Source organism: Collinsella sp. OM08-14AT (assembly GCF_003438115.1).
Taxonomy (GTDB): Bacteria; Actinomycetota; Coriobacteriia; order Coriobacteriales; family Coriobacteriaceae; genus Collinsella.
On the sequence record NZ_QSTE01000004.1, the window covers coordinates 51,519 to 71,597 of the forward strand.

16 protein-coding genes are annotated in these 20,079 nt (G+C 57.9%); 7 read left to right on the forward strand and 9 right to left on the reverse strand.

Translation table 11 applies throughout. The annotated features are described in order from the left end of the window. Positions 1-120: 120 nt before the first annotated feature. Genes DXC18_RS03640 through DXC18_RS03650 form a run of 3 tightly spaced genes read right to left on the reverse strand, consistent with a single transcriptional unit; the run spans position 121 to position 4,346 of the window. Positions 121-2,040, reverse strand: a complete 1,920-nt coding sequence (locus tag DXC18_RS03640; RefSeq protein WP_117716362.1) for an ABC transporter ATP-binding protein — start codon at positions 2,038-2,040, stop codon at positions 121-123. Continuing rightward, a complete protein-coding gene (locus DXC18_RS03645; protein WP_117716363.1) occupies positions 2,033-3,847 on the reverse strand; it encodes an ABC transporter ATP-binding protein in 1,815 nt (604 codons plus the stop codon). The genes DXC18_RS03640 and DXC18_RS03645 overlap by 8 nt, the downstream gene beginning before the upstream one ends. Further along, positions 3,840-4,346, reverse strand: a complete 507-nt coding sequence (locus DXC18_RS03650; protein ID WP_117716364.1) for a MarR family winged helix-turn-helix transcriptional regulator — start codon at positions 4,344-4,346, stop codon at positions 3,840-3,842. The genes DXC18_RS03645 and DXC18_RS03650 overlap by 8 nt, the downstream gene beginning before the upstream one ends. 566 nt (positions 4,347-4,912) lie before the next feature. Between DXC18_RS03650 and DXC18_RS03660 the strand changes: the two genes are divergently transcribed. From DXC18_RS03660 to DXC18_RS03670, 3 genes are all read left to right on the forward strand, one after another. Beyond that, the gene (locus DXC18_RS03660) at positions 4,913-5,737 is read left to right on the forward strand and encodes a PfkB family carbohydrate kinase (protein WP_117716366.1); all 825 of its coding nucleotides are present in this window, start codon (positions 4,913-4,915) and stop codon (positions 5,735-5,737) included. Next, the gene (locus DXC18_RS03665) at positions 5,730-6,059 is read left to right on the forward strand and encodes a TIGR04076 family protein (RefSeq protein ID WP_199412187.1); all 330 of its coding nucleotides are present in this window, start codon (positions 5,730-5,732) and stop codon (positions 6,057-6,059) included. Before DXC18_RS03660 ends, DXC18_RS03665 begins: the two co-directional genes overlap by 8 nt. A gap of 151 nt (positions 6,060-6,210) precedes the next feature. Continuing rightward, the gene (locus DXC18_RS03670; RefSeq protein ID WP_199412188.1) at positions 6,211-7,701 is read left to right on the forward strand and encodes an ATP-binding protein; all 1,491 of its coding nucleotides are present in this window, start codon (positions 6,211-6,213) and stop codon (positions 7,699-7,701) included. A gap of 205 nt (positions 7,702-7,906) precedes the next feature. On the opposite strand, the gene DXC18_RS03675 is transcribed toward DXC18_RS03670, so the two are convergent. Together DXC18_RS03675 and DXC18_RS03680 are read right to left on the reverse strand one after the other, a co-directional pair. Further along, entirely contained in the window at positions 7,907-8,353 is a 447-nt protein-coding gene (locus tag DXC18_RS03675) for a low molecular weight protein-tyrosine-phosphatase (protein WP_117716368.1), read from the reverse strand. Positions 8,354-8,412: 59 nt separating this feature from the next. Further along, entirely contained in the window at positions 8,413-9,162 is a 750-nt protein-coding gene (locus DXC18_RS03680; RefSeq protein WP_117757480.1) for a MurR/RpiR family transcriptional regulator, read from the reverse strand. A 298-nt stretch (positions 9,163-9,460) separates the two neighbouring features. Between DXC18_RS03680 and DXC18_RS03685 the strand changes: the two genes are divergently transcribed. Next, a complete protein-coding gene (locus DXC18_RS03685; protein ID WP_089573127.1) occupies positions 9,461-10,786 on the forward strand; it encodes a 6-phospho-alpha-glucosidase in 1,326 nt (441 codons plus the stop codon). Between the two features lie 82 nt (positions 10,787-10,868). Then, positions 10,869-12,431, forward strand: coding sequence for a PTS transporter subunit EIIC (locus DXC18_RS03690; protein ID WP_117716370.1), 1,563 nt, complete (start codon positions 10,869-10,871; stop codon positions 12,429-12,431). 192 nt (positions 12,432-12,623) lie between these two features. Here DXC18_RS03690 and DXC18_RS03695 read toward each other — a convergent pair whose 3' ends face one another. From DXC18_RS03695 to DXC18_RS03710, 4 genes are all read right to left on the reverse strand, one after another. After that, the gene (locus DXC18_RS03695) at positions 12,624-13,424 is read right to left on the reverse strand and encodes a MurR/RpiR family transcriptional regulator (RefSeq protein ID WP_117716371.1); all 801 of its coding nucleotides are present in this window, start codon (positions 13,422-13,424) and stop codon (positions 12,624-12,626) included. A 77-nt stretch (positions 13,425-13,501) separates the two neighbouring features. Then, positions 13,502-15,082: a PTS transporter subunit EIIC gene (locus DXC18_RS03700; protein WP_117716372.1), complete on the reverse strand. Its 1,581-nt coding sequence runs from the start codon at positions 15,080-15,082 to the stop codon at positions 13,502-13,504. A 24-nt stretch (positions 15,083-15,106) separates the two neighbouring features. After that, the gene (locus DXC18_RS03705; protein WP_089573123.1) at positions 15,107-16,432 is read right to left on the reverse strand and encodes a 6-phospho-alpha-glucosidase; all 1,326 of its coding nucleotides are present in this window, start codon (positions 16,430-16,432) and stop codon (positions 15,107-15,109) included. 243 nt (positions 16,433-16,675) lie between these two features. Beyond that, entirely contained in the window at positions 16,676-17,905 is a 1,230-nt protein-coding gene (locus DXC18_RS03710) for an MFS transporter (protein WP_233508992.1), read from the reverse strand. 258 nt (positions 17,906-18,163) lie between these two features. Between DXC18_RS03710 and DXC18_RS03715 the strand changes: the two genes are divergently transcribed. Continuing rightward, complete coding sequence (locus DXC18_RS03715; RefSeq protein WP_117637679.1) at positions 18,164-19,033, forward strand: hypothetical protein; 870 nt, start codon at positions 18,164-18,166, stop codon at positions 19,031-19,033. Between the two features lie 79 nt (positions 19,034-19,112). Further along, positions 19,113-20,006, forward strand: a complete 894-nt coding sequence (locus DXC18_RS03720; protein ID WP_117716373.1) for an aldose 1-epimerase family protein — start codon at positions 19,113-19,115, stop codon at positions 20,004-20,006. Positions 20,007-20,079 lie beyond the last annotated feature (73 nt).

The window sequence follows — 20,079 nt, forward strand, 5'->3', positions numbered from 1 at the left end:
GGAGGGTGCCCCGGGGCGGCGGGGTATTTCCTCCGCGCGCAGTTTCGCAGCGAAGCGAGAATGTTTGAGCACGGAGGAATTACCCCGACGCCCCGGGGCACCCTCCGTCAGTAACCGTTCCTACTCCAGCTCAAACGCTCCCGTGTACAGCTGGTAGTAATACCCGCGCTTGGCGATCAGTTCGTCGTGGTTGCCGCGCTCGATGATGCGGCCGTGGTCCAGACAGATGATCGCGTCAGAGTTGCGCACGGTGGACAGGCGGTGTGCGATGACAAACGTCGTGCGGCCTTCCATGAGTTTATCCATGCCCGCCTGCACGATGGCCTCGGTGCGGGTGTCGATGGAGCTCGTTGCCTCGTCCAGAATCATTGCCGGCGGATCGGCGACGGCAGCGCGGGCGATCGAGATCAGCTGGCGCTGGCCCTGCGACAGCTGGGCGCCGTTGCCGGTGAGCATGGTGTCATAGCCGTCGGGCAGGCGGGTGATAAAGTCGTCCGCGCCCGCGAGCTTGGCCGCCGCGATGCACTCCTCGTCGGTCGCATCCAGGTTGCCGTAGCGGATGTTATCCATCACGGTGCCGGTGAACAGGTTCACGTCCTGCAGCACGACGCCCAGGCTTCGGCGCAGGTCGGCCTTGCGGATCTTGTTGACGTTGATGCCGTCGTAGCGGATCTTGCCGTCGGCGATGTCGTAGAAGCGGTTGATGAGGTTGGTGATGGTCGTCTTGCCGGCACCGGTGGCGCCGACAAACGCGACCTTCTGGCCCGGCTTGGCAAACACGGACACGCCGTGCAGCACCTCGTGGTCGGGCGTGTAGCCAAAGTCGACGTTGTCCATGACCAGGTCGCCGCGCAGCGGTACGTACTCGATCTCGCCGGTTGCGCGGTGCGGATGTTTCCATGCCCACATGCCGGTGTGGTGGTCAGCCTCCTCGAACTCCCAAGTCTCGGGGTTCACCTGTGCGTTGACGAGCGTCACATAGCCTTCGTCGGCCTCGGGCTTCTCGTCGATGAGCTCAAAGATGCGGTCGGCGCCGGCGAGGCCCATGACCACGGCGTTGATCTGCTGCGAGATCTGGCCGATCTGTCCGCAGAACTGCTTGGTCATGTTGAGGAACGGCACCACGACGGCGATGGACAGCGCCATGCCCGAGATGCTCAGGTTGGGCACGCCCAGTGCCAGGAAAATGCCGCCGGCAAGGGCCACCAGCACGTAGAGCAGGTTGCCCAGGTTCATAAGGATGGGCATGAGGATGTTGGCGTACATGTTGGCCTTTTGCGAGACCTCGAAGAGCTTCTCGTTGCGCTCGTCAAAATCGGCCTCGGCGGCAGACTCGTGGCAGAACGCCTTGACGACCTTCTGGCCGTTCATGACCTCCTCGATATGGCCCTCGACCACGCCGAGCTCGGTCTGCTGCGCAATGAAGAAACGCGCGGAATTGGAGCCGAGCAGCTTGGTCATAAAGGTCATAAAGGCGACGCCGGCGATGATGACCAGGCACATCCACACGCTGTAGTACAGCATGATAAAGAACACCGTGACAATGATGATGATCGTCATGAGCAGGTTGGGCAGCGACTGACTGATCATCTGGCGCAGCGTATCGATGTCGTTGGTGTAGTGGCTCATGATATCGCCGCGCTGGTGCGTGTCGAAGTAGCGGATCGGCAGGTCCTGCATGCGGTTGAACATCATCTCGCGCAGCTTCTCGAGCGAGCCCTGCGTGACGATAGCCATGGCGCGGTTCCAGAAGAGCGAGGACAGGACGCCGACGCCGTAGATGCAGGCGAGGGTGGTCACGAGCTGCAGAATCTTGGGCTGCGCGGCTTCCCAATCGCCCGACTGCCACGATTCGCTAATAATTTGCAGGGCGCTCTGCAGGAAGGTCGCGCCGATGGAGTTGATGATGGCGCAGAGCACCACGCCGGCGACGACAAGGGGCAAAAGCACGGGATAGAAGCCAAAGAGCGTCTTGATGAGGCGCGACATGGTGCCGCCCTTACGGTTGAGCGCGCGCTCGGCGGTCGTTGCCTTACTCATGTGCCTCGCCTCCTTCCTGGGTCTGAGCTTGCGTTGCGGATGCCTCGGTGTCGGCCTCGACGGCCCCTTCGCCCTCGGCAGACATCTTGTTTTGCGAGGTAAAGGTCTCGCGGTAGATCTCGCTCGTCTTGAGCAGCTCTTCGTGGTTGCCGATCTGTGCGATGCGGCCGCCCTCCATGACAATGATGCGGTCTGCGTCCTGCACGGAGCTGATGCGCTGGGCGATGATGAGCTTGGTCGTGTTGGGCAGATAGCTTGCCAGCCCTGCGCGGATCTTGGCGTCGGTCTTGGTGTCGACGGCGCTGGTGGAGTCGTCCAGGATCAAGATCTTGGGGCGACGCAGCAGGGCGCGTGCAATGCACAGGCGCTGCTTCTGACCGCCCGAAACATTAGAGCCGCCCTGTTCGATCCAGGTGTCGTAGCCCTTGGGGAAACCGTCGACAAACTCGTCGGCGCAGGCCAGATGCGCTGCCTCGCGGACTTCCTCGTCGGTGGCGTTCGGGTCGCCCCAACGCAGGTTCTCGGCGATGGTGCCGCTAAACAGCACGTTTTTCTGCAGCACCATGGCGACCTGGTGACGCAGCGCGTCCAGGTCGTAGTCGCGCACGTCCACGCCGCCCACGCGCACAGCGCCTTCGGTGGTGTCGTACAGGCGGGCGATGAGGTTAACGAGTGTGGACTTGGCCGAGCCGGTGCCGCCGATGATGCCGATGGCCTCGCCGCTCGTAATGTGCAGGTCGATATCGTCGAGCGCCTGGCGCTTCGCATGCTTGGAATACTTAAAGCTCACGTGGTCAAAGTCGATGGAACCGTCGGCAACCTCGAGCACGGGCTCGGCGGGATCGGCGATCGTGGGCTCGGCGGCCAGCACCTCGGCAATGCGGTGCGCCGATTCGTCGGCCATGGTCACCATGACAAAGATCATCGACAGCTGCATCAGGCTCATGAGAATCTGGAAACCATAGGTAAAGGTCGAGGAGAGCTGGCCCACGTCGAACAGCGTGCCCTGGCTCGTGATGATGAGCTTGGAGCCCAGGTAGATGATGACGACAAACGCGCCGTTGACGCAGATGTTCATCATGGGGTTGTTAAAGGCGAGCAGCTTCTCGGCGCGGGTGAAGTCCATCTGGACGTCGCGCGCGGCGGTCGCGAACTTCTCCTTCTCAAAGTCTTCGCGCACATAGCTCTTGACCACGCGCATGCCGGTGACGTTTTCCTCGACGGACTCGTTAAGGGCATCGTACTTGTGGAACACGCGCGAGAAGATGGGGCGCACCTTAAAGATGATAAAGAACAGTCCAAAGCCCAGCAGCGGAATGATGACCAGGTAGACCATGGCGACGCTGCCGCCCATGATAAACGCCATGGTAAAGGCGAAGATCAATACCAGCGGCGCGCGCACGGCGATACGGATGATCATCATAAAGGCCTGCTGCACGTTGTTGATATCGGTGGTCAGGCGCGTGACGAGCGATGAGCTCGAGAACTCATCGATGTTGGCAAAGCTGAACGTCTGGATCTTGTAGAACAGGTCGTGACGCAGGTTCTTGGCGAACCCGCAGCTCGCATGGCTGCAGGTGACGCCGGCCGCGGCGCCAAAAGCAAGCGACGTCAGCGCGATGAGCACCAAAAAGCCTGCGGTGGGAAGCATCTCGGCTACGGTGGCGCCGTCTTTGATAGCGTCGATCAGGTTGGCGGTGATAAATGGAATCAGCATCTCGCAGAGCACCTCGCCAAGCACGAGCAACGGCGTGGCAACGGTGACTTTCATATAGTCGCGGATGCTGCCCATGAGGGTTTTAATCATCCAGTTCCTCCCAGGTTACGCGGATTTTATCGAGCATTTCGGCGAGGTCCTCGCGCTCGTCATGGGTGAGCGCGCTAAAGGCCTGCTCTCTAAAGCGGATGCGGGCTGCCTGGTCGATGCGGGCGTTTTCCCGGCCGGTTTCGGTCAGGCGAATGGTGAGTTGCCGTCGATCCTTGGGGTTACGGCTGCGCTCGATGAGGCCGTTGAGCTCGAGCTTGGACAGGATCTCGGAAAGCGATCCCGGCTTGAGGTCAAAGTGCATGCCGAGCTCCTGCTGCGACATCTCGCCGCCGGGCTGCTTGGCCAGCAGGCAGATGATGGGCGCCTTGCCGGACACGCCTCCGCCATGAAAATGCATGTAATGGCCGCAAAAGCCCAGGCCATTGAGGATGCGCTTGGCAAGCTTGTCTTCTGAGCTAACCGCTTCGGGTACATCCGCCGGCTGCGACGGGCCGCCGCCGGGCTCGTGCGAACAAAGGTTAAGAGGTTCATCGCACATGAATTAGTGTTGCTCCTTTCTTTAGTTAGGTAGTGGAATTGTTTTGTGCCTAACCAATCTAGGAGCATGAGAAATGAATGTCAAGGTACCAAACTTATTAAGTTACGGCCTTTTGCCAAACGCCGTAACCGCTCGACGCTGCAAACGCTCCTAAACGGCAATCTGATCCCTGGGGGGACGGAGGAAAAGGTATCGTTTTGGGCTGCGATGATGCCTTTCGAAGCGGCCTTGCCAAAAACTATGCCTAATTACTACGATGAATCCAGCATCGCTGACCACAACAGCTGTTTCTGAAAAAACGCAAGCTATCTACCTGCGGTTTTGTTGGAGAGAAATTCGTTGTGGTTAGAGGCGGGCGGTTAAACGTAGTAAATAGGCATAGTTTTGAAATGGCGCTATATGAGTAGCATCAACTAGGCCGCCATGGAGCAAACAGCCCCCATTTCCGAAACCTTTCCGCAACAATTTGCACTTCGCACCGCTCGCCTCCGCTCACAACGTCCCCTGCGCTACACTTGGTTGCACTGTTGTGCCGTCGCGCCATGCCCGAAACAAGGGAGACCCTCATGAAGAATACTCAGCTGCTGCTGATTAACGATATGTGCGGCTACGGCAAGGTCGCGCTTTCCGCCATGCTGCCGGTGCTGTCGCACATGGGCTACCGTATCCATAACCTGCCGACGGCACTTGTGTCCGATACGCTCAACTATCCCAAGTTCTACATCCACGACACCACCGAGTACGTGCGCCAGAGCCTCGCCATCTGGGAGGAGCTCGGCTTTGAGTTCGACGCCATCTCGACCGGCTTTATCGTGACCGAGGAAGAGACGCGTATCATCTCGGACTTTTGCCACCGCCGCGCGCAAAAGGGCACCAAGGTGTTCGTCGATCCCATCATGGGCGACAACGGCAAGCTCTATGCCGGTGTGCCCGAGTCCACGATTGGTCTTATGCGGCACCTGTTGGAGTGCGCAGACTACGCGGTGCCCAACTACACCGAGGCCTGTCTGCTCGCCGATACGCCTGTTGCAGAGCAGATCACGCCCGATGAGGCCCGCGCCCTTGTGGACGCCGTGCGCGAGCTGGGTGCCAAGTCGGTGGTCATTACGAGCGCCGTGGTAAATGGAACGAACGCGGTTATCGGTTACGACCATGTGGCGGGGGAGTACTTCACGATTCCCTTTGAGCTCATTCCGGTCTATTTCCCGGGTACGGGCGATACGTTCTCGGCGGTGCTCATGGGCCGCGTTATGGCAGGTTGGAGTCTGCAGCGCGCGACGTCCGATGCCATGCGTGTGGTGGCTGAGCTTATCGAGCGCAATGCCGACCAAGAGGACAAGTCGGCCGGCCTTCCCATCGAGGCCTGCCTGGATGTGATTGACCATGAGTAACGCTGGCGAGGGCGGCGTCAAGCCTGCGGGCGAGAACAGGCCACTCGGCGCGCCGCGTGGCAAGCGGCCGCGTATCCGCGTGAGCTGCGTGGACCAGCTGGGGACGTGCCGCTGCCACCATGGTCACAAGCCGGGCGACGTCTTTGACTTTGACCGAGACCGCGGCAAGATGTGCGCCATGGCCTGTCACGTGGGCTTTCCCTATATCGATATCCTGCGCTATGGCGGAACCGTGCCTGGCAACGAGCCTGGCACGGCAAAGTTCTGCTGCCCCGAGATTGATACGCTGAACGTCTGGCTTGCCGAGATCGTCGACGAGTAACCGAGCGAGGTTTTTCTCCCGTCGAAATATCGAGCGTGGATTATCTCCCGTTTTGGGCGCAATTTCGCACTCAAAGTGGGAGATAGTCCTCGCTCGATTTGTATGCGAGAATCCCGACCTCACTTATGCCCATGCTTAGGCGCACGCGTCGTTGTTCTGTGCGCGAGTAAGCTCAAATTTCTGCATTTCATCCAATTTCGGTACTAAAAATCTCTGCATTTCATCGATAATAGTCGATATAAATATCTGCATTTCATTTATCGAGGCGATGGGAGAGCTTATGTTGCGCAGGAAAATCGCTGATGAGCTTGATTGTTGGCAGAGATCCATTGAACGAAAGGCGTTGTTCGTCACGGGTTCTCGCCAAATCGGTAAGAGCTACTCGATTCGCGAGTTCGGTAAGTCAAACTACGCAACCTATATCGAGCTCAATCTCGCGGAAAATCGCCAGGCAAAAGATGCTCTTCTCGAGGCACGGGATGCCGATGATTTCATCAGCAGGGTGACGCTTCTTTCGGGAAAGCCGATAGCGCCAGGCAAAACGCTCGTGTTTATCGATGAGGTCCAAGAGGCCCCCGACATCACGACGATGGCAAAGTTCCTTGTTGAGGACGGGAGGTGCCACTGGGCGTTTTCGGGGTCAATGCTCGGGACCCAGTTCAAGGGCGTTAGGTCCTATCCTGTGGGATATGTTCACGAGCTTAGGATGTTCCCGCTCGATTTTGAGGAGTTTTGCTGGGCGATCGGGGTGAGCGAGGGAGCTCGCCAAACGATACGCGATGCGTGTATCAGCGAGAAGCCCATTCCTGATTACATTCATGACGCGATGATGGCAAACTTCAGGACCTATACCGTTGTCGGCGGAATGCCGGAGGTCGTGCAGCGTTTCCTTGACACGCAGGGCGACCTTGCCTCTGTTCGTCAGCTACAGTCAGAGCTCAACGAACAGTACCGGCGGGATATCTCCAAGTATGCAAGCGGGCGAGCCCTTCAGGTGCAGAGCATTTACGATCAGCTCCCTATTATGCTCGAGGGCGAAAACAAACGCTTCGTGCTCAATTCCATTGACCCCAAGGCGCATTACGACAAGTACCAGCGAGATTTTGTCTGGCTTGTCGATGCCGGCGTTGCTCTCAAGGCCGATATCGTAACCGAGCCAAAATCGCCCCTGCTCAAGACGGCGCGGCCATCGCAGTTCAAGCTATATCAATCGGATACGGGCATGTTGATGGCGCGCTACCCCGTTGGAGTCGCCCAGGCGGCGTATCTTGATAGCAAGGAGCCCAATCTGGGCGGCATTTACGAAAACGTGGTGGCCCAGCAGCTGGCTGTCCAGAATCGCCAGCTTTACTACTATCAGACGAAAAAGCGCGGCGAAGTGGACTTTGTGGTCGACGGACCGGATGGGACGGCTGTCCCGATCGAGGTTAAATCGGGCTCCTATTACCACGCGCACGCTGCGCTCGGTCATGTGCTTGATACGGCCGAATATGGCGTAAGGCTCGGGATTGTTTTCTCGAGAGGCAACGTTGAGCGCAACGGAGCTGTTCTTTATTTGCCGCTATATGCGACCTGGGTCCTTTCGGATGTTTTGGGCGACTCCCGTGCCGAGGGGATAAAGCTGGAGGTCAAGCCGGTCTAGGGCCAGTCCCGAATGTGACAAAGGGGCAGTCCCTTGGTCGTATCGAGTTCCACTGCCCGAGAAAATGAGCGTGGATTTTCTCCCGTTTAGAGCGCACTTGAACGCTCAAAGTGGGAGATTTTCCACGCTCGATCTGTATACGAGAGAAAATCCACGCTCGATGTATACCGATGACGCGGTTCGCGCGGTTTGTGCGCCCGCAAACCTACATCTGCTCGAGCATGGCAGTGCAACCGTCGAGTACGTCGCGGTAGGTGGCATCGAAGTTGCCGGTGTACCAGGGATCGGCCACGTCGCCGGGGCGCTCGGTCCAATCGAGCAAGCGCGTAATCTTGCCGTCGGGGTCGTCGCCAAAGATGCGGTGCAGGCCGCGGGCGTTCTCATCGTCCATATAGACAATGTGATCCCAGTCGCCATACTCCGCGCGACGCACCTGGCGCGCGCGATGTGCGACGACGGGAATCCCGACCTCGCGCAGCTTGGCAACAGTGCCACGATGCGGTGGGTTGCCAATCTCCTCAGTCGAGGTCGCGGCGGAATCAATGACAAACTCGCCCGCGCGCCCGGCGCGGTGCACCAGCTCGGTAAACACCGATTCAGCCATCGTCGAGCGGCAGATATTTCCATAACAGATAAACAGTACACGTTGCATGCGCGGTTCCTTTCATATAGAGGGCTGCTAAGGAGTCGAAGCCGGGCGCATGCCAAGTTTTATTTCTTGGCCAGTTTGAAGTAACGCTCAAATATCAATTCGAAAACGTAATAGAACATCAATCGACTGTCGAGGTCCATGCTGCCCAAGCGGATTTCTTTTTGCACGGTGTAGATAGGGTAGTCGGCTAGTTTCGAGAGAGAATTTCGAGAAAAGCCGGTGAGTGTGACGACCTTGCATCCGCGCGTTTTGGCTATCGATGTGGCGTCAATAGACACCTGCGTCTCGCCGCTTACGGAAACGCTGAAGACCAGGTCGTTTTTGCCGAGGAGTTCTGCGTAATGCCTCATGACATGACGTTCACTGAGCGTATCGGTGTTCTTGCCCATTATTTTGAGCTTTTCAGCCATCTCGAGGCACGGGTATTTCGAAAAGCCCGAGCAGAAGAACACGATATGCGAGGCATCCTGGATAAGACTCACAACCGAATCGATGACCCTGTCGTTAAGCAGATCTTTGGTCTGTACGAGCTGGGTATCAAGAGGAAGTGCCTCGATAGTGAATCGATTGCGGTCGAGCGAGGCGGAATACGATTGTTTGAGCTCCGTAAACCCCGAGAAGCCAAGCTTATGGGCAAGCCTGACGATTGTATTGGGAGCGACGAAGAACCGTTCAGCAACGCTCTTAAGCGTGACATCGTCAATATCATCACGCAGCTCGATGATGTAGCGCATGATCTCGCTTTCGAGATCGTTGAGCTTGCTCTCGCCAGCCCGCACATGATCATAAAAAGATTCTTGATCTTTCATAAGATGTTTCAGCCCCTCGCATCTCGCCGTACATATGGTACCGCTTTGTGTAGCCAGGTGAGAAATCGGTAATCGGTCAAGATTGCCTATTGCCCATGAACTGGGCAAACGCGTGTGTCTGCCTACACATATCTGTGTCGTGAGCGAAATCATGTGTCCCCGTTTCGCATTGGCCCACACGGGGACTCTCAAATGACCTTATATCGCAAAATATCAATCGAAACGAAGCAAGCCGAGGACAACCGCGGAGCCCAAGGTCTTCGAGAACACCGATCAGCCAACCCTGGAGGGACGGAACATGAAGGATAAGCTCAATATTGTGATCGTTGGCGGCGGCTCCACGTGGTGCCCTGGCATTCTTAAAGCCCTGACCAAGCACATGGACATTCTGCCGCTGAACCGCGTGATGCTCTATGACATCGATGCCGAGCGTCAGCGTCCGATCGGCGAGTTTGGCAAGATCCTCTTCGCCGAGGAGGAGCCCGGTGTGGAGTTCGGTTACACCACCGATAAGGACGAGGCTTACACCGACGTCGACTTTGTGCTCTGCCAGATTCGTACCGGCGGCTACGAGATGCGTAGCAAGGACGAGAAGATTCCGCTGCATATGGGAATCATCGGCCAGGAAACGGTGGGCCCTGGCGGCATGGCTTACGGTATGCGCTCCATGCATGACATGGTTGAGATCGTCAACGACGTTCGCGCTCATAGCCCGGAGGCGTGGATTATCAACTACACCAACCCGGCTGCTATTGTGGCGTATGGTCTCGAGCGCGTCCTGCCCGATGAGCATCGCGTCCTCAACATCTGCGACCAGCCTGTCAACCTCATGCGCTCTTACGGTCGCCTGCTCGGTCGCGATATGAGCAAGACGGAGCCCGTGTACTTCGGCCTCAATCACTTCGGTTGGTTCAAGCACATCTACGATGAAGAGGGCCATGACCTCGTCCCGCAGATTAAGGAGTACACGGAGAAGAACGGCTTCCTTCCTGCCGATGCCGAGCAGCGTGACCAGTCCTGGCTTGATACCTACGCCATGGTCAAGGACATGCTCGAGGACTTCCCCGACTATCTGCCCAACACTTATCTGCAGTACTATCTGTATCCCGAGTACAAGGTCGCTCACCTCGACCCCGACTACACTCGCTCCGACGAGGTTATCAACGGTCGTGAAAAGCGCGTGTTCGCCGAGTGCGAGCGTGTTGCCAAAGTCGGCACCGCAAAGAACTCCTCGGTTGTGCAAAACGACGCTCATGGCGATATGATCGTGGAAATCACCTCGGCCATTTATCGCAACACCAACAAGACCTTCATTGTCATCGTGCCCAACAACGGCATTATCGAGGGCATGCCCGATGACGCCATGGTCGAGGTCGCGGCAAGCGTGGGCGCCAATGGCCCGCAGCCCTATGCTGTTGGCAAGATCGGTACCTTCTATCGCGGCCTTATGGAGAACCAGTACGCCTATGAGCGCCTGACTGTTGAGGCTTGGATGGAGGGTTCCTACGAGAAGGCTCTGCAGGCACTCACGCTTAATCGTCTGGTCGGTGACGCAAAGAAGGCTCGCAAAGTGCTCGACAAGCTCATCGAGGCCAATAAGGATTACTGGCCGGAGCTTAAGTAGCTAGTTCCATAGCGCTTGATAACTGTTATGGGGCGTGTGGGCTGTGGAGCTGCACGCCCCGTTTCTTTAAGAGGGGTATCCCATGAACAAAGATGAGCTGCTGGCAAAGTTCCAGCGCCTGGGCAAAGTCCTCATGACGCCTGTCTTGATCCTGCCAATCGCCGGCATCCTTCAGGGCTTTGGCAATGCCTTTACCAGCCCCACCCTTACGGCAGCTGTTCCCTGGCTTGCTGCTCCGGGCTTTGCGATCTTCTTTTCGATTCTCAAGGCCGCTGCCAGCATCGTTATGAACAACATCCCGGTTATCTTCTCGATTTGTCTCGCCTATGGCTTCGCCAAGTCCGAGAAGGCTACCGCGGCGCTTTGTGGCTTTTTGGGCTACATGTGCATGAATTCCGTGATGGGCACGTTCCTTACGGCGACTGGCGTCATCGATCCCGCGAATCTTACGACGGGCCAGAGCACGATCCTCGGCATCACCACGCTCGACACTGGCGTTATCGGCGGTCTTCTGGTGGGCGCAATCGTCGCATGGTTGCATAACCGTTACTACAAGATTGAGCTGCCTGCCGTGTTCTCCATCTTCAACGGCACGCGCTTTATCCCAGCGGTGACGCTGCTCTCATGCAGCATCCTCGCATTGGTCATGTCCTTTGTTTTCCCGTTTATTCAGAACGCTCTCGGTGCGCTGTCCGAGTTCATCAAGACTACGGGTGCCTTTGGTGCATTTGTCTACGGCGCCGGCGAGCGCATGCTCCTGCCTTTTGGCCTGCATCACTTTGTCTATTTGCCGTTCTTCTTCACGTCGCTCGGCGGCGTCGAGACCATCGACGGCCAGACTGTTCAGGGCGCTATCAATATCTACAACGCGATCCTGGGCTCTCCCAGCACGCCGTTTAACATCGAGGTCAGCCGTTTTGTCATGAACGGCAAGGTTATCTTCGCCATGTTCGGCCTGCCTGGCGCTGCACTCGCCTTCTACAAGACGGCGCTTCCCAAGAACAAGAAGAAGACCGCAGCGCTCATGATTGCCATCGTGGTGCCTTGCATCCTCTCCGGCATTACCGAGCCGCTCGAGTACTCCTTCCTGTTTATCGCGCCCATCCTCTACGTGTTCCACGCTCTCATGGCTGGTCTTGCCTATGCGCTGACCTATATCCTGCAGTTCAACGTGGCCGGTTCCGCGTCCTTCGGCGGCCCGCTCTTGTCGTTGATCTTTAACGGCATTATGGGTGCAGCCAAGGGCTCCAACTGGCAGGTTATCCTGTTCCTCGGCCCCATCTACTTCGTGGTGTACTACTTCGTCTTCAAGTTCATCATTCTTAAGAAGGACCTTAAGACCCCCGGCCGTGAGGAAGAGTCCGACGATGAGGCCGCAAAGGCTCCCAAGACTGTGATCAGCGACCTCATTCCCGCCATCGTTGAGGCAGTGGGCGGCGACAACAATATTAAGTCTGTCGAGGCCTGCTTCACCCGTCTGCGCATCCAGCTCAATGACTGTGACAAGGTGGTTGACGACGCCGAGTTTACCGAAAAGCTTGCAGCGCGTGGCATCGTGCATGTTAACGGCGGCGTGCAGATTGTCTACGGCAACATGGCATCTAACTACGCAACTCAGATGCGCGAGCTACTGGGTATGGAGTAAACGACTCAAACACACGATCAAGATTAATACAGGTCGGCGCCCGATCCTTCAATCGGGCGCCGACCTGTGCTGTTTTGGGGCGAATGGGCAAGTACATGACGTGCTCGCTGCTCTCTTTTGGCGCTGCCTATCGTGTATTCGGACGCCTTGCGACGGTGAGGTGCGTTCTTTTCGGTTCTAGCGTGTTTGCGGCTAGCGCTGCGCCCGAAGTCGATTTGCACAGCTGATATACAGAGCGTTAACCGCGCTTTGTAGGCTCATGCCCTCAACCAAGGCGGTCGAGTACTCGCTGAGTGACTCCGCGCTCACGGGTAGCAAGAGCTCGCGCGCCCCGTTGTTATCGAATGCCATGTTGCTCGATATCCAAATAACGCGGCAACCTCGCCGCTTGGCCTCAACGTAAAGATTGAAGATATGGCTCGTCTTCCCTGAGAACGATACAAAGATGGCTAGATCGTCGGGTTGGAGCAGACAGAGCGACGTTTCCTGTCCCTTGACGGAGCCAAATGAGAAGCACAGTCGGTTTACGCGGCTCAGCTTTTCGCAGAGTGAGCGGGCGGCGAGATTGGAGAATGAGCTTCCGTATACGTAGACATTTTGCGCATCGAGAAGCCAGTCAACGGCCTGCTCGAGTCGATCCTCAGTGAGCAGGCGTTTTGTTTCAAGCAAAGAGGTCTCTACGATATCGAAATACCAGGGTATATCGATTTGCTTATGCGCCCTTGCCTCGGTTGTCTCGCGCTGGAGCCAAGCGTTGAAGTCGTCAACTTGCTCTTTGAACGATCGAAAGCTCGAGCCGTTCACGCGCCTGCAGAAGCGCGAGATGGTCGCGGGCGATGTATTGCACGCGCGGGCAAGTTCTTCTATTGAGAGCTCTGGGATCTCGTCGTGATGGGAAAGGGCGTAGAGTGCGATGTGGGCGTCAAGGCTGCCGCCCTTCTCGACGTCTTCGATACAAGACCTGAGGTTCGAATAGACCTCGTACATCGACATTCAAATCACTCCAAACAATAATGCCCCGGAGCGGATATGCCGTCTCCGGGGCATTGTGGTGAAGCTATGGGACGGATTTATTCCATGCCCAAGTATTCTCTCATTTCGACTTTGTAGACAGAAGCTTTATTGCCGTAAACGATCTGAACACCGCCGCCAACGTGCACGATGGCGCTGGCGCCGAGGTCTTTGGTGAAGACGCTATCGTCCTTGACCAGGGCGGTGTCTTTGAGGCTGAGCCTCAGGCGAGTGAAGCAGGCGTTGACACCCGAGATGTTATCGGCGCCGCCCACGGCTTCCACGATCTGCGGGATGAGCTCGCTTACCTGGACAGGTGCTTTGGAGTCGATGGCCGACGTGTCATCCGCTGCCTGCGTGTCATCATCCTCGCGGCCCGGGGTTTTGAGGTCAAATTTCTTGATAAAGGTGCGGAACAGCACGTAATAGATTCCGAAGTAAGCGATGCCGAGCGGAATAAGCCAGAACCAGTTGGAGCCTTTATCGGCGTTCATGATGCCGTTGAAGATCCACGAGAGGAGCGGTCCGCCGAAGGCGGAAGGTCCGGGCACATTGAACTGTACTAGGTAGGTGAGTACATACGCGATGCCGCACAGCAGGGCGTGGACCACGTAGAGTACGGGCGCTACAAAGAGGAAGGAGTACTCGAGCGGTTCGGTTATGCCCATGATGGCGGCCGGAATAACGGCGGCGATCATGAGAGAGCCGACCTTCTTTTTATTCTCGGGACGGGCGCAGTGGTAGATGGCGAGCGCCGCCGCAGGCAGGCCGCACATGGCGAACAGCACCTTGCCGTTCATGACGTATTTTGAGATGTCGATGTCGTACATCATGCCGGGCGTGTTGAGCATGGCGTTGTAGATGTTGACAGCACCCTCGACGGTCTGGCCGTCAACCTGGATGCTACCGCCCAAAGAAGTGAAGAAAAACGGCAGATAGATGAAATGATGCAGGCCGAAGGGCAGAAGCATGCGCTCGGAGAAGCCATAGATGAACGCGCCAAACACCCCGGTGGAATCGATGAGTGTCGAGGCGGCCTTTAGGCCGGTTTGCACAAACGGAAACACGAAGGCGAGCGCAACGCCCACTAGGCTTGCGAAAACGACGGTGAGGGCGGGGACGCAGCGTGTGCCGTTGAAGATGCCGAGCACCGGCGGAAGCTGCACCTTATAGAATCGGTTGTGGATCCACGCGACTACCAAGCCGATGATGATGCCGCCGAATACGCCGGTGTCGAGTGTGGTTACGCCCAGGATGGCGTTCTGACCGGTCTGCAGGTTGGCGGGATCGATGGTGCCCAGCAGGATAAGCAGCTGACCCATGATCGTGTTCATGGTCATGTAGCCGATGAAGCCTGAGAGTGCGGCGGTCGCCTTCTCGGCCTTGGCGTAACCGTAGGCGATGCAGATCGCAAAGAGAACCGAGATGTTACCATTGATAACGTTACCGGCTGCTTTGATGAGCGTGCTAAAGATCACCATTGGCTCGGTGCCCAAAAACGGGCAGAGCGAGATGAGGTTAGCATTGGAAAGGGCGGAGCCCAGACCGACCAAAATGCCGGAAACGGGCAGGAGGAGGACCGGCGCCATGAGCACCTTGCCGAGTCTCTGGAACTCGCTGTAGAGCTTGCTTTCTTTCATGATGTTCCTTCGATGCGCGGGGAGTTAGGACAGGGTCGGCCAATAATCGCCGTTCGCTTCGATCAGGTCGTCGAGGATTTGGCGCGCGACGGTAGTCGAAGGGACGGTCTTGTTGATTGCGATGGCTTCGAGCGCCTTCTGGTAGGAATGCTCGTAATATGCGTCGACGGCGAGCTTCTCACTGGCATTCTGCTCTTCGATAAGCCCCTTGTAGAAGGTGGGGATAGCAGGCTGGCTGATGGGTTCGGGGCCCCAAGAGCGCAGGTAGGCGGGAACCTCGACCATGGCGTCGTCGGGCAGATTGGGGATGGCGCCGTTATTCTCGACGATTACGAGATAACGTTCGCACTTGTTGTAGGCGATAGAGGCGGCTGCGTCGACGATAAAGTCGCCAAAGACCGTGAAGCTCTGTACGGGGCTCTTGTAATTGGCGGGATCTGCCAGGTACTTGTCGTGCTCGGCAAACATCTCCTTCTCGCGTCCGTTGATGACGTTGTCGGCGCGCGTCCAGTTGGGGTCCATGTCATCTGCCATGTCTTTGGAGTACAGGTAGTACTGCAGGTAGCTGTTGGGCAGATACTCGGGATAGTCCTTCACAATCTTGACGTATTGACCCCAGGTGTGCATCCAGTCCTTGTCCTTGTGATGCTTGTCGCTCACGGCCATGCCGTGCTCGAGAATCATCTGACGGAGCTCCGGCAGACGATCGCGTCCCTGCTTGTCGTAGATTTTGGTAAACCAGCCAAAGTGATTGAGTCCAAAATACATGGGGTCGATATCGCGCCAGCTGGGAAGTCCGAGCATCTTAGAGTACGAGAGCAAGATAGCCGTGGGCATATCGCAGATGTTAAGGATATGGTCGTTGCCAAACTCGCGACGTGTGGCCTCGGCGACAACTGCGGCAGGGTTGGAATAGTTGAGGATCCAGGCGTCTGGACTGTATTTCTTGGCGTAGCGTACGAGGTCGAAGACGCCGGGGATGGACCTGATGCCATAGGAGATCGAACCGCCGGCGCCGCAGGTTTCCTGTCCCACGCAACCGTACTTAAGAGGGATGCGCTCGTCCTGGCGACGCATCTGAAGGCCACCCTGGCGGATTTGCGCGAAGACGAAGTCGACATCGGTGAATGCCTTTTCGGGGTCGGTCGTCACGACAACTTCGATGTCAGGAGCTTCCTGCTCGATGAACTGCTTCATGATGTCGTAGACGAGATGCATGCGCTTCTCGTCGATGTCGTACAGGGCGAGTTTACGCAGCGGTAATTCGTTTTTCTTCTGCAATAGGCTCTGGATGATGCCGGGAGTGTGGGTGCTGCCGGCCCCGGCGATTACAACTGCTTTCTTGTCCATGTGGTAAACCCCTTTCGTGTGGATTGACCATTTCAGACTACGAAAGCTTTACCTGCGATTCTATCGATTTTCAGATTGCGAAAAACGATAGCGATAATCTTAACAGGATGCGTTTTGCGTGGTTAAATAGCGCCGGGAAAGATACTGACTTGGGCGGCAGACGACGTGTTGCATGGCTGCAGGAGCGAGCGCCAGGCGGTCAAAAGATGGTGGGCGGTGCTGCGGCTTTTAGCTGCAATTGCGCTACCCGCGGTGGCGCTCCCAGCGAGCCAACTTAATCGTCACCAGCGTAAGCGCCCAGGCCACAAGCGAGAACGCGGCGCCCACGGCGCCCACGTACGCAATGCCAATGCTGCTTACCACGGCGCCGCCCACTGCAGTGCCAAACGAGATACCGACGTTAAACGCCATGGGCTCAACCGAACTTGCGAGTACCATCGACTTGGGATGGCGGCTGCGTGCCACGTCCATAAAGTGCGTGATGCACGACACCGAGAACAGGTACATGAGCAGCGCCAAGCTAAAGACAAAGACCAGCGCGAGCGGCATGGTGCCGCCCACGGCAAACAGCCCGAGTAACGCCGCAGCCTGCAACACAAACGTCACAAGCAGCGCCTTCATGCCAAAGCGCGCATCGATCCATCCGCCCAGGATGTTCGAGATCAGGCAGAACACGCCATAGGCCATGAGCGTGGTACTCGCCTGAACGGTGCCCATACCCAGCACCTGCTCAAGATAAGGCGTCACGTAGCCGTAGAACACATAGACCGAGCCTACGCCAAACAAAAAGATGAGCATGCCGGTGATGATGCTCGGCTCGCGTAGAAGCCCCGCCTGCTCGCGAAAGGTGGCAGGCTCGTCGGTTTGCCCAGTGCGCGGCATAAACGCCACGAGCGCTCCGCAGATCAGAACGGCAAAGGTCAGCGTGCCGTACATGGCCACGTGCCAATCGAGCGTGTCGGCCACAAACTTGCCGATCGAAGTGACAAAGACCATTGCCACGGAAAACGCACCGTACACGACCGAGATGGCAAGCGAGGTTTGCTGCGGGGACAGCAGCTCGGGGATGTACGTCACACCCACGGCGAGCAGCGCACCCGAGACAGAGCCCAGGACAATGCGCGAGATAAACAGTACCTGGAAGTTGGGCGCCAACGCCATGACCAGGTTGCCGAGCACAAAGACGATGCTATAGCACACGAGCAGCTGGTAGCGGCGAAAACGCCCCGTGCTGAGCGCGAGCACCGGCGTCGCGATGGCGTAGACGAGCGCGAACACGCTGACGAGCTGGCCCGCAGTGGCAAGCGAGATGCCGAGCTCCGTTGCCAAGTCGCTCTCGATACCGATGACCACGAACTCGGAGCAGCCGAGCGAGAATCCCAACAGCACGAGCAGCGCCAGGCAGAGCTTGGTGCGCGCGGGGGAGAGCGCGGCGGCGGTTGATTTACTTTTAGACGTGGTTGCGGCGGTCAAGGTTGTCACTCCAATGTCGCATGAATAAGCGGGATTCAATCCCTGCAACTCTAACAGAAGGGACAAAGGGACAGTCCCTTTGTCACATTCGCGGCGTGGCTGCCGCCCAAACCGTCACAACATTCGATGAAAATCTCGAAATCGAGGAAAAGCGTCGAATGTTGTGACGGTTTTCCTGCCTGTGCCGGCGAGCCGCCGTGCCATCTGGGGGTATAAGGCTGGCAAGTGTTTATTTGCGAGGCCAAGGGGGCGCCCCGTATGGATATCGATAACTTTGAATGGTGGTATAGCGAGGGCGAGGCTCCGGACGAAGAGTGGGACGAGCCCGCGCCGTGTGACGTGTCGAGCGACGAGGACGAGGCCGGCAATGATGCCGGTGTCGAGCCTGAAGCCGCCTCCGATGCCGCCGAACCCCTAACCTTTGAGCAGGCCTGGGCCCAGGCTGAGGCTGACGAGGCAAAGGCCGATGCCACGGCCACACTGGGTGAGCCAGCCGACATGTCCATCTCGCCGGCAAAGACCCCGCGGCCGCGTCACACTATCGACCCCGATAGCACGGCATCCTTCAGTATTCTCGACGTGCCCTCGCAGGGTGCCCAGGCGCCCGCGCCCACGCATCGCCCCGACCTGGCTCGCGAGGGAGATGCAGGACGTCGCTCGCCGCTCGGCCCCATCCTTATCGCCTTTATGGCCGGCGTTATCGCCTGCTCGGCGATCGGAAATGTCTGGAGCCATGTGGAACAACAACGCAAAGATGCCGCCAAGGTCGAGATGTCCGTCGAGCAATCGCTCGGCCGCACGCGCTCGGTACATGTGTCGGTCGAGGTCAAGGACGGCGCGACGTGGGACACCGCGCGCGGCGACAGCCAAATGCTCGTCCACATCGTGGGGCGCACGCTCAAAGGGCAGACGATTGACGAGTATCAATACGTCAATTCCGCTGGTGACGGCATCGAACTCAAGCCCGGTGACTACGAGCTCACCGTCGATGAACCGCCCGTCGCCACCGACGGAACGCGCTTCCGCGCCTCAAAGCGCATGGTTCCCGTGAGCTTTAACTCGCAGGCGCCCGATACGGTCGACAGTACGCCGCAGGGCGGGTTCGACCTTTACGCAATCGCTCAATAACTGCGCCTGTCGCTTCTCCTTGCCGTCAAGAGTGGGACAATAGCCCTCGACACCGTTGTTTACTATTGGAGGAAGTAGCATGTCCACCGTCACTACCATCAAGCGCGGCGGCCTCACCGCGGCCATCGATTCCATGGGCGCCCAGCTCACGAGCCTTGCCCTCAACGGCAACGAGTATCTGTGGCAGGGCGACCACGCCTTTTGGGGCAAGCATGCGCCCATCCTGTTCCCCATTGTGGGCTCGCTGCGCAACAACACAGCGACGTCTGCAGCCGGCACCTGCGAGATGCCGCGCCACGGCCTCGCGCGCATCGTCGAGCACAAGCTGGTCGAGGTCTCCGAGGACGGCTCGTCCGTTACCTACGAGATCACTGACACGCCTGAGTCGCTCAAGGCGTTCCCCTTCCACTTTAAGCTCAACATGACCTATGCCTTGACCGGCGACGCCACCCTCACGCAGACCTTCGCCGTCACCAACACCGGCGACGTGGACCTGCCGTTCTCGGTGGGCGGCCACCCCGCATTTAACGTGCCCGTCCCCGGTGCCGAGGACGAGGCGTTCGAGGATTACGAGTTGGCGTTTACCGAGGCTTGGACCAACGAGGCTCCCATCATCACGCCCGACGGTCTTATGACGTTCGAGGGTAGCTACAAGGCTCCCGATAACTCGGACGTGCTGCCCATCACGCACCGCAGCTTCGATAACGATGCCATCATGTTCACCGATACTCCGGGCTCCACGCTCACACTGCGCGGCCGCAAGTCGGGCCACGGCGTCAAGATCGACTTTGAGGGCTTTAAGTACATTGGCGTGTGGTCTGCCGCCAACGACGCTCCGTTTGTGGCGCTCGAGCCCTGGACCGGTCATACCACCATGGACACCGAGGACGATGTTTTTGAGCACAAGGTCAACACCATCACGCTGGCGCCGGGCGAGACGGACGTCCGCAGCTTTAGCGCCACCTTGCTCTAGAGGTTCCGCCGTTCTGACGAACGGCGGACCGGTCGACGCTGCGCGCCGCCCAGAGCGACAATTTGTCATTCAA

What these genes read in the sequence shown, in the direction of transcription:
- DXC18_RS03640 (WP_117716362.1), bottom strand. Translation starts at nt 2,040, where the DNA reads ATGAGTAAGGCAACGACCGCCGAGCGCGCGCTCAACCGTAAGGGCGGC.
- DXC18_RS03645 (WP_117716363.1), bottom strand. Translation starts at nt 3,847, where the DNA reads ATGATTAAAACCCTCATGGGCAGCATCCGCGACTATATGAAAGTCACC.
- DXC18_RS03650 (WP_117716364.1), bottom strand. Translation starts at nt 4,346, where the DNA reads ATGTGCGATGAACCTCTTAACCTTTGTTCGCACGAGCCCGGCGGCGGC.
- DXC18_RS03660 (WP_117716366.1), top strand. Translation starts at nt 4,913, where the DNA reads ATGAAGAATACTCAGCTGCTGCTGATTAACGATATGTGCGGCTACGGC.
- DXC18_RS03665 (WP_199412187.1), top strand. Translation starts at nt 5,730, where the DNA reads ATGAGTAACGCTGGCGAGGGCGGCGTCAAGCCTGCGGGCGAGAACAGG.
- DXC18_RS03675 (WP_117716368.1), bottom strand. Translation starts at nt 8,353, where the DNA reads ATGCAACGTGTACTGTTTATCTGTTATGGAAATATCTGCCGCTCGACG.
- DXC18_RS03680 (WP_117757480.1), bottom strand. Translation starts at nt 9,162, where the DNA reads ATGAAAGATCAAGAATCTTTTTATGATCATGTGCGGGCTGGCGAGAGC.
- DXC18_RS03685 (WP_089573127.1), top strand. Translation starts at nt 9,461, where the DNA reads ATGAAGGATAAGCTCAATATTGTGATCGTTGGCGGCGGCTCCACGTGG.
- DXC18_RS03690 (WP_117716370.1), top strand. Translation starts at nt 10,869, where the DNA reads ATGAACAAAGATGAGCTGCTGGCAAAGTTCCAGCGCCTGGGCAAAGTC.
- DXC18_RS03695 (WP_117716371.1), bottom strand. Translation starts at nt 13,424, where the DNA reads ATGTCGATGTACGAGGTCTATTCGAACCTCAGGTCTTGTATCGAAGAC.
- DXC18_RS03700 (WP_117716372.1), bottom strand. Translation starts at nt 15,082, where the DNA reads ATGAAAGAAAGCAAGCTCTACAGCGAGTTCCAGAGACTCGGCAAGGTG.
- DXC18_RS03705 (WP_089573123.1), bottom strand. Translation starts at nt 16,432, where the DNA reads ATGGACAAGAAAGCAGTTGTAATCGCCGGGGCCGGCAGCACCCACACT.
- DXC18_RS03715 (WP_117637679.1), top strand. Translation starts at nt 18,164, where the DNA reads ATGGATATCGATAACTTTGAATGGTGGTATAGCGAGGGCGAGGCTCCG.
- DXC18_RS03720 (WP_117716373.1), top strand. Translation starts at nt 19,113, where the DNA reads ATGTCCACCGTCACTACCATCAAGCGCGGCGGCCTCACCGCGGCCATC.